This window comes from Frigoribacterium sp. AP1, from assembly GCF_056680555.1.
The window spans coordinates 672,274-687,016 of the sequence record NZ_CM155288.1 but is presented as its reverse complement, the minus strand read 5'-3'; the positions used below and the strand labels follow the sequence as shown (position 1 = coordinate 687,016).

13 protein-coding genes are annotated in these 14,743 nt (G+C 71.2%); 11 read left to right on the top strand and 2 right to left on the bottom strand.

Annotated elements, in window-relative coordinates; translation table 11 throughout:
• The first annotated feature begins 165 nt into the window (after positions 1-165).
• The 4 genes from AC1MBW_RS03245 (at position 166) to AC1MBW_RS03230 (ending at position 4,424) form a co-directional block, all read left to right on the top strand.
• The gene (locus tag AC1MBW_RS03245; protein WP_480025422.1) at positions 166-1,140 is read left to right on the top strand and encodes a D-isomer specific 2-hydroxyacid dehydrogenase family protein; all 975 of its coding nucleotides are present in this window, start codon (positions 166-168) and stop codon (positions 1,138-1,140) included.
• A 92-nt stretch (positions 1,141-1,232) separates the two neighbouring features.
• On the top strand, positions 1,233-2,180 hold the full coding sequence (locus AC1MBW_RS03240; RefSeq protein ID WP_480025421.1) for an aldo/keto reductase: 948 nt from the start codon (positions 1,233-1,235) through the stop codon (positions 2,178-2,180).
• A gap of 5 nt (positions 2,181-2,185) precedes the next feature.
• The gene (locus tag AC1MBW_RS03235) at positions 2,186-2,821 is read left to right on the top strand and encodes a hypothetical protein (protein WP_480025420.1); all 636 of its coding nucleotides are present in this window, start codon (positions 2,186-2,188) and stop codon (positions 2,819-2,821) included.
• A gap of 157 nt (positions 2,822-2,978) precedes the next feature.
• Positions 2,979-4,424 (top strand): NtaA/DmoA family FMN-dependent monooxygenase, encoded by a 1,446-nt coding sequence (locus tag AC1MBW_RS03230; RefSeq protein ID WP_480025419.1) that lies wholly within the window; start codon positions 2,979-2,981, stop codon positions 4,422-4,424.
• Between the two features lie 82 nt (positions 4,425-4,506).
• Here the strand turns inward: AC1MBW_RS03230 and AC1MBW_RS03225 are convergent, their stop codons facing one another.
• On the bottom strand, positions 4,507-4,986 hold the full coding sequence (locus AC1MBW_RS03225; RefSeq protein ID WP_054147533.1) for a hypothetical protein: 480 nt from the start codon (positions 4,984-4,986) through the stop codon (positions 4,507-4,509).
• Positions 4,987-5,223: 237 nt separating this feature from the next.
• Between AC1MBW_RS03225 and AC1MBW_RS03220 the strand changes: the two genes are divergently transcribed.
• The 3 genes from AC1MBW_RS03220 (at position 5,224) to AC1MBW_RS03210 (ending at position 8,664) form a co-directional block, all read left to right on the top strand.
• Positions 5,224-6,294, top strand: a complete 1,071-nt coding sequence (locus AC1MBW_RS03220; protein ID WP_480025418.1) for an LLM class flavin-dependent oxidoreductase — start codon at positions 5,224-5,226, stop codon at positions 6,292-6,294.
• Between the two features lie 65 nt (positions 6,295-6,359).
• Positions 6,360-7,616 carry an FAD-binding protein gene (locus AC1MBW_RS03215; RefSeq protein WP_480025417.1) on the top strand — a complete coding sequence of 419 codons (1,257 nt, stop codon included), beginning with the start codon at positions 6,360-6,362 and terminating at the stop codon, positions 7,614-7,616.
• The gene (locus AC1MBW_RS03210; protein WP_480025416.1) at positions 7,609-8,664 is read left to right on the top strand and encodes an aldose 1-epimerase family protein; all 1,056 of its coding nucleotides are present in this window, start codon (positions 7,609-7,611) and stop codon (positions 8,662-8,664) included. Before AC1MBW_RS03215 ends, AC1MBW_RS03210 begins: the two co-directional genes overlap by 8 nt.
• 18 nt (positions 8,665-8,682) lie before the next feature.
• On the opposite strand, the gene AC1MBW_RS03205 is transcribed toward AC1MBW_RS03210, so the two are convergent.
• Entirely contained in the window at positions 8,683-9,000 is a 318-nt protein-coding gene (locus tag AC1MBW_RS03205) for a hypothetical protein (protein WP_054147479.1), read from the bottom strand.
• A gap of 468 nt (positions 9,001-9,468) precedes the next feature.
• Here AC1MBW_RS03205 and chvE point away from each other — a divergent pair, with 468 nt between their 5' ends.
• The 4 genes from chvE (at position 9,469) to AC1MBW_RS03185 (ending at position 14,677) form a co-directional block, all read left to right on the top strand.
• Positions 9,469-10,623, top strand: a complete 1,155-nt coding sequence (gene chvE / locus AC1MBW_RS03200) for a multiple monosaccharide ABC transporter substrate-binding protein (RefSeq protein WP_054147478.1) — start codon at positions 9,469-9,471, stop codon at positions 10,621-10,623.
• A gap of 100 nt (positions 10,624-10,723) precedes the next feature.
• Positions 10,724-12,274 carry a multiple monosaccharide ABC transporter ATP-binding protein gene (gene mmsA / locus AC1MBW_RS03195; protein ID WP_480025415.1) on the top strand — a complete coding sequence of 517 codons (1,551 nt, stop codon included), beginning with the start codon at positions 10,724-10,726 and terminating at the stop codon, positions 12,272-12,274.
• Positions 12,261-13,529, top strand: coding sequence for a multiple monosaccharide ABC transporter permease (mmsB, locus tag AC1MBW_RS03190; RefSeq protein WP_082383656.1), 1,269 nt, complete (start codon positions 12,261-12,263; stop codon positions 13,527-13,529). The genes mmsA and mmsB overlap by 14 nt, the downstream gene beginning before the upstream one ends.
• A gap of 158 nt (positions 13,530-13,687) precedes the next feature.
• Positions 13,688-14,677, top strand: a complete 990-nt coding sequence (locus tag AC1MBW_RS03185; protein WP_480025414.1) for a LacI family DNA-binding transcriptional regulator — start codon at positions 13,688-13,690, stop codon at positions 14,675-14,677.
• Positions 14,678-14,743 lie beyond the last annotated feature (66 nt).

Genomic DNA, 14,743 nt, shown 5'->3' with positions numbered 1-14,743 from the left:
GGGCGGCCGGGGGAGTCGAAGGGAAGGAGGCGCGTGTCGCCGTTGACCCGTGCCTCCCGCGTCCACGATCGGGTTTCGCGACCGGCAGACGGCGTCACTCTGCCACCGGTCCGACGGGGACACGAGCCTGAGTCGCTTTCGTGACCGGATCGATACGGTGGACGGATGAGCACCGTCGCCGTCACCGTCCTCCCCGCCGCCTCCGCCACCGCCGACTCCGAGGGGTCGTCGGGCGACACATGGGGCGTCGCGCCCGCGAAGCGGGCGGTGGACGCGGCCGACGCCCGCCTCGTCGAGCTCGGCGACGAGACCGAGATGATCGTCGTCGGTGGGCGCATCGACCAAGGCGAGCTGCGATCCGCCGTCGAGCAGCACCCCGGCGTCCGCATCGTGCAGCTGCCGAGCGCGGGCGTCGACGCCTACGTCGAGACCATGCAGGCCACCGCCCACGACGGTCTGGTCTTCACCAGTGCGAAGGGCGCCTACAGCGCACCCGTGGCCGAGCACGCCCTGGCGCTGACGCTGGCGACCCTGCGCTCCCTGCAGATCAGGGCCCGCGCCTCCTCGTGGGAACGTGAGCAGCGGGGCATCTCGCTGAACGGGGCGACCGTCACCATCGTCGGTGCCGGCGGCATCGGGACCGAACTGCTGCGCCTGCTGCAGCCGTTCGACGTCGAGGTGACGATGGTGCGCCGCACCGACGAGGCCGTGCCCGGCGCCGCCCGGACTATCACGGTCGACCGCCTGGCCGAGGTGCTGCCGACGAGCGACGTCGTCGTGGTCGCCGCGGCGCTCACCGGCGGCACCCGCAGCCTGCTCGGTGCCGACCAGTTCGCCGCCATGAAGGACACGGCCGTGCTGGTCAACATCGCCCGCGGGCCGCTCGTCGACACCGACGCGCTCGTCACGGCGCTCGCCGAGGGACGGATCGGGGCGGCGGGCCTCGACGTCGTCGACCCCGAGCCGCTGCCCGACGGCCACCCGTTGTGGGCCGAGCCCCGCGCCCTGATCACCCCGCACCAGGCCAACACGAACGCGATGACCGAGCCGCTCTTCCAGGCCCGGGTCGAGGCGAACATCCGGGCGCTCGCCGAGGGTGGCGAGCCCGAGGGCGTCGTCGACGTCGAGCAGGGCTACTGATCGTGCACCTGGGAACGAACCCGCCCCCGACGCGTTAGACCTGGGTAGTCGCCGCGCCGACCCGACGCGACGTTCGCGAAAGGAACCCCCGCATGCCCCTCATCGGAACATCCGACCTCGACGTCTTCCCCCTCGCCCTCGGCGGCAACACGTTCGGCTGGACCAGCGACGAGGCCGAGTCGCACTCGGTGCTCGACGCCTTCGTCGCCGGCGGCGGCAACTTCGTCGACACGGCCGACGTGTACTCGGCCTGGGCCGACGGCAACTCGGGCGGTGAGTCCGAGACGGTCATCGGCACCTGGCTCGCCCAGGGCGGCGCCTCCCGTCGTGACCAGATCGTCCTCGGCACCAAGGTCAGCCAGCACCCCGACTTCCCCGGGCTCGGTGCCGCCAACGTCGCGGCCGCCGCCGACGCCTCGCTCACCCGCCTGCAGACCGACCACATCGACCTGTACTGGGCGCACTTCGACACCGGCGACGACCTCGCCGAGACCCTCGGCGCCTTCGACGCGCTGCAGAAGGCCGGCAAGGTGCGGCACGTCGGCATCTCGAACTTCTCGCCCGAGCGCATCACCGAGTGGGTGGAGATCGCCCGGCGCGAGGGATTCGCGGCCCCGGTCGCCCTGCAGCCGCACTACAACCTCGTGACCCGGAAGGCCTACGAGCGCGACCTGGCCCCGCTCGCCGCCTCGAACCAGCTCGGCGTCACGCCGTACTTCTCGCTCGCCGCGGGCTTCCTGACCGGCAAGTACCAGACCCGCGACGACATCGCCGGGGCGCGCAGCGGCAACATCGAAGGCTACTTCAGCGACGAGGGGCTCGAGGTCGTGGCCGCCCTGCGCGACATCGCCAGCGCCCACCAGGTCGAGATCGCCACGGTCGCCCTCGCCTGGCTGCAGGCCCAGCCCCGCGTCGTCGCCCCCATCGCCAGCGCCCGCACCCTCGAGCAGTTGCCCGCGTTGCTGGCCAGCGCGAGCGTGGCCCTCAGCGCCGACGAGCTCGCCGCCCTCGAGGCCGTCTCGGCCCGGGTGGCCGAGTAGCGACGATGAGCAGCGCGACCCCCGACCAGCGGTTCCACGGACGCATCGCCGGCTTCGGCACCGAATCCGGCACGCGCGTCGTCGTCGGGCTGTGGAACCGTTCGCCGCTCGGCCGTTTCGTCGACGTGATGGTGGAGGACGCCGACGGTCACCGCACCTTGCTGGCACCGTCGCAGGCCGTCGCCGACTACGTCTCGTCGACCTACACGTTCGACGAGGTGCGGGTGCAGCCCGTCTCGTGGCGCGGCGTCGACCGGACGCTGCGGGTCTCGGCCGGCCCGGACGACGCGGGCGGCGACGTGCTCGACCTGTCGCTCGAGATCGGGCCCGTGTCGCCGCTCGGGTGGCTGCTGCGGCTCGTGCCCCGGGCGTTCGCGACCCGGCCCGGCTGGCTCACGCTGATCGACCCGGTCGCACGGCTGATCGTGCGGGGTGCCCGCACGGCGGGCACGGCCGGCGGAGGCCGTCGCGAGTACTACGGCGTGACGCTGGCCCGCCGCATCGTCGCGGTCGACGCCCGTCTCGACGGCCGCGCTCTCGGGGCGTTGGCCCTGCTCGACCCGCCCGTGCGGTTCGGCTTCGGCTCGGCGCCCGCGGACCCCAGCCTCGTCGACGTGACGACCACGATCCGCGAGCGCTGACCCGCCGCACCGCACCGCGTTCCGTGCACCGCACCCCGTCTCGTCACGGTGTCGTGCACGAAACGCGGTGTGGTGTGGTTCCGCCCGGCCTTCCCGTCGTGCAACACGGCGTCACCGCCCGGTGGACGAGGAGGCGCGGTGCGGCACAGTAGGACGCGTGAGCACCGCAGACACCCCCGCGCCCGTCCCGTCCGCCACCGTCCCCTCCGTCGCCGTCGACTCCGGGGTTCCCGCCTCGAAGAAGAAGCTGATCCTCAACCTCTTCGAGATGAACTGCGTCGGGCACATCACGCACGGTCTCTGGCGGCTTCCCCACAACCACCGCAGCGAGTACAAAGACCTGGCGTACTGGCTCGAGCTGGCCCGCCTGGCCGAACGCGGCGGTTTCGACGCGATCTTCATCGCCGACGTGCTGGGTGCCTACGACGTGTTCGGCGACAGCCCGGCGCCGGCCCTGCTCGAGGGCATCCAGGCGCCGAACAACGACCCGATGATGGTCGTGCCGGCCATGGCCGCGGTGACCGAGCACCTCGGTTTCGGCATCACGTTCTCGACGAGCTACGAGCCGCCGTTCGCCTTCGCGCGCCGCATGTCGACCCTCGACCACCTCACGAAGGGACGCGTCGGCTGGAACGTCGTGACGTCGTACCTGCCGAACGCCGCGCGCAACTTCGGCCTCGACGCCGAGATCCCCAAGGCCGAGCGCTACGCCCGTGCCGCCGAGTACCTCGACGTGCTCTACAAGCTGTGGGAGGGCTCGTGGGAGGACGACGCCGTCGTCGCCGACCCCACCGCCGACGGGCTCGAGCCCGGTTCGGGCGTCTACACCGACCCGGCCAAGGTGCACGCGATCGACCACGTCGGCGAGCACTTCCGGGTCGCCGGCCCGCACCTCAGCGAGCCCTCGCCGCAGCGCACGCCCGTGCTCTTCCTCGCGACCGCGTCGCCGAAGGGCGTCGAGCAGGCGGCCCGCAACGCCGAGGTCGTCTTCACCGGCGGGCCCGCCGTCAAGGCGGTCGGCGCCGCCACGCGCGAGGCGGCCGTGGCGGCCGGACGCTCGGCCGACGACGTGTCGTTCATCGTGCAGGCCGGCGTCATCACCGGCGAGACCGACGAGGTCGTCGCCGAGAAGCTCGCGCTCTACCGCTCGTTCGCCAGCGAGCAGGGCAAGCTGATCCACCGCAGCATCCCGTTCGACGCCCCGTCCCACCCCCGCGACCGCACCGTGCGCGAGGCGCTCGAGGCCGAGGGGCGGCTCGACCACCCGGGAGCCGCCGCACTGCCGCTCGACATCACGGTGGGCCAGCTGATCGACTCGGTCGACGAGGCCTGGGGTGGCACGTTCTTCGTCGCCGGCACCCCGACGGTCGTGGCGGACGCCGTCGAGCGCTGGCTCGACGACGAGGGAATCGACGGCATCAACCTGCGCCAGTACCACTCGTTCGACACGCTGACCGACTTCGTCGAGCTGATCGTGCCCGAGCTGCGTCGTCGCGGTCGACTGCGGGAGGCGTACGTGCCCGGCGAGACGCTGCGCGAGCGGCTGACCGGCGGTGGGCCCCGGCTGCCCGAGACGCACCCGGCGGCGGCCTACCGCCGCTGAGCCCGGGAGGCGAGGGGCGGCCCGATGCGTCGCTCGCGTCCTCCCGGGGGAGGGCCCGGCTCAGAGCGACGCGCCGACGAGATCAGCGAGCGGCGGGACTGCGGTACCGCGCCGGGACCGGCGGGACGCGGAGCCAGGTGGTCCGGCTGACGCCGCGGCCGTCCGACCACTCGACGAAGACGGTGCCGAGGGCGACCACCGCGTCGAGTTCGACGGGGGTCGCGATGCCGAGCGGGGCACCGGGTCGCAGCTTGTCGCGACCACGGACGGGCCCGCCGGGCAGGTCGACGAGCACGTCGCGGGCGGGTCGTCCGACCGTGCGGAGCACCAGGCAGGTGCCGAGGGGCAGCGTGGGGTCGCTGCCGTCGTTCGGCAGGTCGAGCCAGGACAGCACGAAGGTGGCGGGTCGGCGCAGGCGCGTGGCGCGTTCGCGGCGGAGGCGCGTCGGTCGGGTCGACGTCGCCGGGGCGACCTCGACGGTCGTGGCGGGGTCGAGCGTGGTCGCGGCGTCCGACGGGTCGGTCGGGCCCGGGCGTCCGGTGTCGGGCTCTGCGGTGTCCATCGTGTTCTGTTCCCCTGAAGTCGTGGTGTCGTGCGTGGTCGCGTCGTCGTCGACGTGACTCTCGAACGGCTCCGTCCAGCGAACCGCATCCGGGCCCGGGGGACAACGGGGGACGGCCACCCAGTACGGGGGTGGGGTGGTCCCCAGTCCGGGGGACTCCGGTCGGGGGACACGGGCCGGGAGCGCGGACCGGGGGACGCAGGCCGGGGCCTCGCGTCGTCTGGCTAGGCTCGACCGGTGACCACCGCCTCCTCGTCGCCCGCTCCGTCCGCCACCGCGAGGCCGCTGCGCCGTCTCGGTTTCCTCACCATCGGCGCCTTCGAGGGCGACGACCCGACCGTCGGCCTCGAGCAGGGGCTCGAGTTGTTCGAGCGGGCCGAGGCGCTGGGTCTCGACGGCGGCTGGACCCGCACGCGGCACCTCCAGTTCGGCATCTCGTCGCCCGTCGCGTTCCTCTCGGCCGCGGCGCAGCGCACCTCGCGCCTGACCCTCGGCACGGCCGTGATGCCGCTCGGCTGGGAGAACCCGTTCCGCCTCGCCGAGGACTGGGGCACGGTCGACGTGCTCTCACGCGGGCGACTGCAGCTCGGCGTCAGCGTCGGCGAGCCCCGCGGCTACGACGAGATCGCCCCGCACCTCTACGGCGACGCCGCCGACCACCAGGATTTCTCGTACGGCCGGGTCGAGAAGTTCCTCTCGCTCGTACGGGGCGAGCAGGTCAGCACGTTCGAGGGCACCGAGGGCATCGAGGTCTACACCGGGCGGGTGCAGCCACAGAGCCCCGGTCTCGCCGACCGCGTCTGGTACGGCGCGGGCAGCCCGCGGTCGGCCGGGTGGGCGGGTCGGCAGGGCCTCGGCATGCTGATCAGCAACGTCAGCTTCGCCGGTGGGCCCGGGCCGATCGAGCCCACCCGCTTCGCCGCGTCGCAGTTCGAGCAGATCCGCGCCTTCCGCGCGGTCCACCCCGCGGGTCAGGAGGCGCGGGTCGCCAAGGGCGCGGTCGTCCTGCCCACCGACACGGCCACCGCCGAGCAGCGTGCGGCCTACGAGGCCTACGCGTCGTCTCGTCGCGACCGCACGACCGTGGCCCACGGGCCCCGGGGCATGATGTTCGACCGCGACCTGGTCGGCCCGTCCGAGTGGATCGCCGAGCAGCTGCACGAGAACGCTGCGATGCGCGAGGTGGACGACCTCATCGTCGAGCTGCCGTTCGACTTCGGCCTCGCCGAGTACACGCAGGTGCTGACCGACGCCGCCGAGCGCCTCGGTCCCCTGCTCGGCCGGCAGGCCAGCGCCCGAGTCGAGTGAGCGCTCACTCACCGTCAGGCCGCTCGCCTAGACTCGACGCAGCACCCCGAGCCGAAGGAGTCTCCATGCAGAACTGGGCCGCCAACGTCGAGTACTCGACGACCGACCTGCGTCGCCCCACGAGCCTCGACGAGCTGCGTGACGTCGTCACCGGCAGCCGTCGCGTCAAGGCCCTGGGCTCGCGTCACTCGTTCAACCGCGTCGCCGACACCGACGGCACCCTCGTCTCGCTCGACGCACTCGTCACCCCGGTCGAGATCGACTCGGCCACCGGCACGGTCCGCGTCGGCGCGGGCACGACGCACGCCGCCCTCGCGGCCGAGCTGCAGCGTCACGGGCTCGCCCTGCACAACCTCGCCTCGCTGCCGCACATCTCGGTCGCCGGTGCGGTGCAGACCGGCACGCACGGCTCCGGGGTCGGCAATCCCGCCCTGTCGGCGGGCGTCCGCGCCGTCGAGCTCGTGCGCGCCGACGGCAGCCTCGAGACCGTCCGCCGAGGTGACGACGCGTTCGGCGCCTCCGTCGTCTCGCTCGGCGCCGTGGGCGTCGTCACGACCCTCGAGCTCGAGACCGTGCCGACCTTCGACGTCGAGCAGACCATCCACGAGCACCTGCCCTGGGCGGCCGCCCTCGAGCACCTCGACGCCGTGCTCGCCGGCGCCTACAGCCTGAGCTTCTTCACGCGGTACGACGGCGACGGGGTGGACCAGGTCTGGTCGAAGCACCGGGTCGGCGACGAGGTCGGTCTCGACCTCCGCGACCTCGGTGCGGTGCGGGCCGACGCCACCACGCACATGATCCCCGGGGCCGAGACCGCGGCCGTGACGCAGCAGGGCGGCGTGGCCGGCCCTTGGCTCGAGCGCCTGCCGCACTTCCGGTTCGACTTCACGCCGAGCGCCGGCGAAGAGATCCAGAGCGAGTTCCTGATCCCCGCCGAGCACGCCGCGGCCGCGATCGAGGGGCTGCGGGGCATCGCGCACACCTTCGCCGACGTCCTGATGGTCAGCGAGATCCGCACGATCGCCCCCGACGACGCCTGGATCAGCCCGAGCGGTGGACGTCAGAGCGTTGCCTTCCACTTCACCTGGCACCGCCGTCCCGACGAGGTGCTCGCCGTCCTGCCCGAGATCGAGCGGGTGCTCGGCGCGTTCGACGCCCGCCCGCACTGGGGCAAGGTCTCGACCGCCACGCACGCCGAGCTGCGCCGGGTGTTCCCGCGTCTCGGCGACTTCGCCGCCCACGTCGAGTCGGTCGACCCCGAGGGTCGCTTCCGCAACCCGTTCCTGTCCGCGTCCGTCCTCGGAGAGCCCGCGCATGTCTGAGCCCACCCCCGTCGCCTCCGTGCCGCCGCCCGGCACCACGCCCCCCGTCGTCGAGCCCGCGCCGGGTGCACCGCCGACCGCGAGGCTCGTCACGTCTCCGGTGCCGGTCTCGGGCGCGCAGGTCGTGCTCGAGCGGGCCGGTTACCGGGCCGAGATCGCCGGTGTCGGCGCCACGCTTCGCACGCTCACCTTCGAGGGCCGCGACCTGGTCGTGCCGTTCGCCGCCGACGAGGTGCGGCCCGGCTTCCGCGGGGCCCTGCTCGCCCCGTGGCCCAACCGCGTGACCGACGGACGCTACGAGCGCGACGGCGTCGAGCACCAGCTGCCGCTCAACGAGGTCGAACGCGGGCACGCCCTGCACGGCCTGGTGCACTGGGCCGACTGGACGATCGAGCAGGCCCAGGCCGCGCGGGCCTCGGCCTCGTTCGTGCTCGTGCCGAGCGACGGCTACCCGTGGCGGCTGGCGCTCTCGGTCGTCTACGAGCTGGGCGAGGCCGGGCTCACCACGACCGTCACGGCCCGCAACGCGGGCACGGGCGTCGCCCCGTACGGCACCGCACCCCACCCCTACCTCGTCGCCGGCGAGGGCCGCGTCGACGACTGGTCGTTCACGCTGCCCGCCGCGAGCTACCTCGAGGTGACCGACGACCGCCTCGTGCCCGTCGGCACGCGGCCGGTCGGCGACCGCGACGGCTTCGACTTCCGCGACGGGCACCCGATCGACGACCTCTTCGTCGACCACGCCTTCACCGATCTCGCGTTCGTCACGGCCGACGGCGTCGACGGCCCGGGCGACCCCGGTCAGGAGGCGCGGGTCACCGCCACGGTCACCGCGCGCGACGGCCACGGAGTCACCATGTCGTGGGGTCGCGAGCTGCCCTGGGTGCAGGTGCACACCGCCGACCGGCCCGAGCCCGAGAACGACCGTGTCGGGTTGGCCGTCGAGCCGATGACCTGCCCGCCGGACGCGTTCAACTCGGGCGACGACCTCGTGCTGCTCGCTCCGGGCGAGGCCCACACGGCGAGCTGGACCATCACGGCCTTCTAGCCCCACGGTGCCGAGGCGTCAGGCCACGCCGGCCTCGGCGCCGAGCGGCTCGGTCTGCCAGGTCATGGCCGAGACGGTGCCGGGCAGACAGCGCTCCAGGGCGGCCTCGAGGGCGCGGCGCGTGCGGCGTGCGGTCAGCTCGTCCCGGACGACGACGTCGAACCTCAGGGCCTCGGGCAGCTCGGTCAGCAGCACCGTCCCGGCGTCGGCGAGCTGCACGAGGTACTGGCCCACCTCGACCCGCGCCGCCCGGTGCTCGGCCAGCAGGCGACGCGACAACCAGAACAGGCCGGCGGCGTCGTGGGCCGTGTGGACGGTCGCGGTCGCGGTGATCATGGCCACACTGTGACGTGACGACCGCTCACGCGCGTGAACGGCGTGTGGCGAACGTGTAAATCATGCGGCGACACGCCGGACGCGATCCGACTTGACAAGCACCTGGACCTCGTTCAGTATTGCCCAGCACCACCCGATGTGAGCGCTCACATTCTCAGGTCAGCGCTCGACCGTCCCCGCGACGGGCCATCCCGCTCCACTCTGCGACACCCCAGCCACACGATTCCTGACGAAGAGGTCAACCGTGAACAGCTCCTCCCTCCGCCGCCCGGCCGCCCACCGGGCCGTCCGCACGTCGCCCGCCCCGCGCCTCCTCGCGGTCGCCCCGGCCTGACGTCCCCCAGCCCCGACGGGCAGGCCTCGCGCACCCGTCGGCCCGGCGCGTCCCCGGCCACCCGAGCCGTCGAGCGCCAGCACCACAGAGATCCCCTCACAGCACCATCACCCGTCATCGACGACGCCGTCGAGATGACACCTGACACGAATGGAACAACCGTGAAGAAAAAGCTCCTCGTCGGCATCGTCGCCGTCGGCATGGCATTCTCCCTGGCCGCCTGCTCCGGCGGCGGCGGCGGACGCGGCGGTGACGCCGGCGGCAGCAGCAGCGGCGACAACGCCGGTGCGCTGGTCGGCGTCGCGATGCCCACCAAGGTGTCCGAGCGTTGGATCAAGGACGGCGACGCCGTCAAGAGCGCCCTCGAAGACAAGGGCTACAAGGTCGACCTCGAGTACGCCGACAACAAGATCCCGCAGCAGGTCCAGCAGATCAGCAACATGATCACCAAGGGCGCCAAGGTCCTCATCGTCGCCTCGATCGACGGCGGCTCGCTCAGCGACCAGCTCGACTCGGCCGCCAAGGCCGGCATCAAGGTCATCTCGTACGACCGTCTGCTGACGGGCAACGAGAACGTCGACTACTACGTGTCGTTCGACAACTACAAGGTCGGCGTCGACCAGGGCACCAGCCTGCTGACCGGTCTCGGCCTCGCCGACGCCGACGGCAAGAAGGTCGACGGCGCCGCGCCCAAGACCATCGAGGTCTTCGCCGGCAGCTCGGACGACAACAACGCGACCTTCTTCTTCAACGGCGCGATGGACACCCTCAAGCCCTACATCGAAGACGGCTCGCTGACGATCGGCTCCGGCCAGGACCAGTTCACGCAGGCCGCCACCGCGGCATGGGACCCGGCCACCGCCAAGGCCCGCATGCAGAACCTGATCGCCTCGACCTACTCGGGCGGCACCAAGCTCGACGGCGTGCTCTCGCCCTACGACGGCATCTCGATCGGCATCATCTCGGCGCTCGAGGGTGCCGGCTACTCCAGCGACGCCCTGCCGGTCATCACCGGCCAGGACGCCGAGGCCGCCTCGGTCAAGTCGATCATCGAGGGTCAGCAGTACTCGACCATCTACAAGGACACCCGTCAGCTCGCCGACCAGTCCGTGGTGATGGCCGACGACCTGCTCACCGGCAAGACGCCCGAGACGAACGACGACAAGACGTACGACAACGGCGTGAAGGTCGTCCCGACGTACCTCTTCCAGCCGACCATCGTCACCAAGGACAACTACAAAGAGGTCCTGATCGACAGCGGTTACTACACCGAGGCCGACCTCAAGTAGGTCCCTCTCCGAGAACCGAGGAGGCGCCGGTCGCCGACCAGCGCCTCCTCGCTTCTCTGCTCCCCAGCGGCACCCACCCGACACACGGAAGAAGGAACACGTGGCGAACACGATCCTCGAGATGCGGGAGATCACCAAGACGTTCCCCGGCGTCAAGGCCCTGCAGGACGTCACGCTCGAGGTCGAGCGCGGCCAGGTCCACGCGATCTGCGGCGAGAACGGCGCCGGCAAGTCGACGCTGATGAAGGTGCTCTCGGGCGTCTACCCGAGCGGCTCGTTCGACGGCCAGATCCTGCTCGACGGCCAGCCCGTCGACTTCAAGAACATCAACGACTCCGAGGCCGCGGGCGTCGTCATCATCCACCAGGAGCTGGCCCTCAGCCCGTTCCTGTCGATCGCCGAGAACATCTTCCTCGGCAACGAGCAGTCGAAGAACGGCTTCATCGACTGGAACAAGACCAACCTCGACGCCGCCGGCCTCCTGGCCCGCGTCGGCCTGCGCGACAACCCGATCACCAAGGTGGTCGACATCGGAGTCGGCAAGCAGCAGCTGGTCGAGATCGCCAAGGCGCTCTCGAAGCGCGTGAAGATCTTGATCCTGGACGAGCCGACGGCCGCCCTGAACGACGACGACTCGGCGCACCTGCTCGACCTGATCAAGAGCCTGCAGGGGCAGGGCATCACGTCGATCATCATCAGCCACAAGCTGAACGAGATCAAGGCGATCGCCGACAAGGTCACGATCATCCGCGACGGCAAGACGATCGAGACGCTCGACATGCACGCCGACGAGGTGTCCGAGGACCGGATCATCAAGGGCATGGTCGGGCGTGACCTCGAGAGCCGGTACCCGGCCCACGACTCGAAGGTCGGCGGAGAACTGCTGCGCATCGAGGACTGGACAGTCCACCACCCCCTCGACTCGACGCGCGAGATCATCCACCAGGCCAACCTCACGGTGAAGGCCGGCGAGATCGTCGGCATCGCCGGGCTGATGGGTGCCGGACGCACCGAGCTCGCGATGAGCGTCTTCGGCAAGAGCTACGGCACCGGGATCTCGGGCACCGTCTACAAGCGGGGGCAGAAGATCGACACGTCGACGGTCAGCAAGGCCATCGCCGCGGGTCTGGCCTACGCCACCGAGGACCGCAAGAAATACGGCCTGAACCTGATCGACGACATCACGCGCAACGTGTCGGGTTCGGCCCTCGGCAAGCTCGCGAACTGGGGCTTCGTCAACCGGTCCGAAGAGAGCACCGTCGCCGAGCGCTTCCGCAAGAGCATGAACATCAAGGCGCCCACCGTGGCGTCGGTGACGGGCAAGCTCTCGGGCGGCAACCAGCAGAAGGTCGTGCTGTCGAAGTGGATGTACGCCGACCCCGACGTGCTGATCCTCGACGAGCCCACCCGTGGCATCGACGTCGGGGCCAAGTACGAGATCTACACGATCATCAACCAGCTCGCCGACGCGGGCAAGGGCGTCATCGTCATCTCGTCCGAGCTGCCCGAACTGCTCGGCATCTGCGACCGCATCTACACCCTCTCGGAGGGACGCATCACGGCCGACGTGCCGATCGCCGAGGCGACCCCCGAATTCCTCCTGAAGTACATGACCCTCGAACGAGAGAGCCCCGTCAATGAGCGCGCCTAGCCCCACCCAGGCCACCGACCCGAAGCCCACGGGCGGGTCGCCCACCTCCCGTCAGCCGCAATCCGGCTCGGGCGGCAACCCGATCGTCGGTGCGGTCTCGTACCTCGGCGGTCAGCTGCGCCAGATCGGCCTGTTCATCGCGCTGATCGTCATCGTGCTGTTCTTCCAGATCACCACGAACGGCATCACGTTGGCGCCGATCAACGTGTCGAACCTGGTCGTGCAGAACAGCTACATCCTGATCCTGGCCATCGGCATGGTGATGGTCATCATCGCCGGCCACATCGACCTCTCGGTCGGGTCCATCGTCGCCTTCACCGGCGCGATGGCCGGCGTCATGATCACGCAGTGGGGCCTGCCCTGGCCGCTCGCCGTGGTGCTCTGCCTGGTGCTCGGCGCCCTGGTCGGGGCCTGGCAGGGCTTCTGGATCGCCTACTTCGGCATCCCGGCGTTCATCGTCACCCTGGCCGGCATGCTCGCGTTCCGCGGTGCCGCCCAGATCGCCCTCCAGAGCCAGCAGATCTCGCCCTTCCCCCAGGGGTTCCGCGACATCGGATCGGGCTTCCTGCCCGCCTTCGGCACGACCGGTTACGAGCCGCTCACGCTCGTCCTCGGCGCCGTCGCCTCGCTGGCCCTGATCGGCACCGGCCTCCGCGGACGTGCGACGCGTCGCAAGTACCAGCTCGAGGACGAGCCCTTCCTGTGGTTCATCACGAAGATGGTCTTCACGGTCGCCCTCGTCATGTACGTCGGATTCCTGCTCGCCAGCTACTCGGGCACCCCGATCGTGCTGGTCGTGCTCGCCGTGCTCGTCGTCGCGTACTCGATGGTCATGAAGAACTCGGTGTTCGGTCGTCACGTCTACGCGATCGGTGGCAACCTGCACGCCGCCGAGCTGTCCGGCGTCAAGACGAAGCGCGTCACGTTCCTCCTGTTCGTCAACATGGGCGTCATCGCGGCCCTGGCCGGCGTCGTCTTCACCGGTCAGCTCAACCTCGCCAGCCCCAGCGCCGGCAACGGGTTCGAGCTCGACGCCATCGCGGCCGTGTTCATCGGTGGCGCCGCCGTCACCGGTGGCATCGGCACGGTCACCGGCGCCATCGTCGGTGGTCTGATCATCGGCATCCTGAACAACGGCATGTCGATCCTCGGTGTCGGCACCGAGTACCAGTCCCTCATCAAGGGCCTCGTGCTGCTCGCCGCGGTCGCGTTCGACGTCTTCAACAAGCGTCGCGCCGCCTCGTCCGGCAAGTAACGGGTCGCGACCATCCGCGAGAGGCGCGGTTCCCGGTCACGGGAGCCGCGCCTCCTCGTCTCTCCGCCCTCGGGCGGGCATCCGGTCGACCGCAGGAGGCGCGGGTCGGCCGACCAGGACACCGTCGTCCGAAAACCGAACCGAACTAGGATCACCTCGTGGCAACCCTCTTCGACGTCGCGGCCGCGGCCGGCGTCTCGCACCAGACCGTGTCGCGGGTCGTCAACGGCGATCCCACCGTCCGTCCCGCCACCAAGGCCAAGGTCGACGTCGCCATCGACGAGCTCAACTACCGGCCCAGCCTGACCGCCCGCGCCCTGGCCAGCCGCAAGACGAAGTCGCTCGGCGTGATCAGCACGGGGTTCCCGTTCTACGGGCCGTCGAGCACCATGCACGGCTTCAACGGAGCGGCCCGTCGCGCCGGGTACCAGGTGTCGATGGCCACCCTCGACGTCGACGACCGGCAGGGCATGCGCCAGGCGCTCGACTCGCTGGTGGGCCAGAACGTGGCGGCCATCGTGCTCATCGCGCCCGACGCCGAGGCGCTCGAGGTGTTGCGTCGCTCCGGGGTCTCGGTGCCGCTCGTCACCGCCGACAGCGAGGCCGAGGACGGCCACCACACGGTGTCGTTCGACCAGGCCGCCGGGGCCGAGGCCGCCGTCGAGCACCTCGTGTCGCTCGGGCACCGCCGCATCGCCCACGTGGCCGGGCCCGACGGGTGGATGGACGGCCGCGACCGCGAGCGGGGCTGGCGCGAGGCCTGCGCCCGGCTCGGCGTCGACTCGACGGTGCTGCTCCGCGGCGACTGGACTCCGGGCTCGGGTCATCGCATCGGTCGCGAGCTCGCCGTCCGCGACGACGTGACGGCCGTGTTCTGCGGCAACGACCAGATGGCGCTCGGCGTCGTGCACGCCTACGTCGACGCCGGTCGCGTCGTGCCGCGCGACGTCAGCATCGTCGGCTTCGACGACATCCCCGAGGCCGAGCACTTCGTCCCGCCGCTGACCACCGTGCGGCAGGACTTCGAGGCGCTGGGACGCCGGCTCATGACGACCGTCGAGGCCGTGCTCGCCGGCGACGAGGCGCCCGTGGCGGCGCTCGACCCCGAGCTCGTCGTCCGCCGGTCGACGGCGGCCCCCGCCCGCTGACGGGCTCCGACCCGGCCGTGCGAGATTGCACGGTCGCACCCGCTCATGTGAGAATGTGAGCGCTCA

What these genes read in the sequence shown, in the direction of transcription:
- AC1MBW_RS03240 (WP_480025421.1), top strand. Translation starts at nt 1,233, where the DNA reads ATGCCCCTCATCGGAACATCCGACCTCGACGTCTTCCCCCTCGCCCTC.
- AC1MBW_RS03205 (WP_054147479.1), bottom strand. Translation starts at nt 9,000, where the DNA reads ATGATCACCGCGACCGCGACCGTCCACACGGCCCACGACGCCGCCGGC.
- mmsB (WP_082383656.1), top strand. Translation starts at nt 12,261, where the DNA reads ATGAGCGCGCCTAGCCCCACCCAGGCCACCGACCCGAAGCCCACGGGC.
- AC1MBW_RS03210 (WP_480025416.1), top strand. Translation starts at nt 7,609, where the DNA reads ATGTCTGAGCCCACCCCCGTCGCCTCCGTGCCGCCGCCCGGCACCACG.
- AC1MBW_RS03235 (WP_480025420.1), top strand. Translation starts at nt 2,186, where the DNA reads ATGAGCAGCGCGACCCCCGACCAGCGGTTCCACGGACGCATCGCCGGC.
- AC1MBW_RS03215 (WP_480025417.1), top strand. Translation starts at nt 6,360, where the DNA reads ATGCAGAACTGGGCCGCCAACGTCGAGTACTCGACGACCGACCTGCGT.
- chvE (WP_054147478.1), top strand. Translation starts at nt 9,469, where the DNA reads ATGACACCTGACACGAATGGAACAACCGTGAAGAAAAAGCTCCTCGTC.
- AC1MBW_RS03245 (WP_480025422.1), top strand. Translation starts at nt 166, where the DNA reads ATGAGCACCGTCGCCGTCACCGTCCTCCCCGCCGCCTCCGCCACCGCC.
- AC1MBW_RS03225 (WP_054147533.1), bottom strand. Translation starts at nt 4,986, where the DNA reads ATGGACACCGCAGAGCCCGACACCGGACGCCCGGGCCCGACCGACCCG.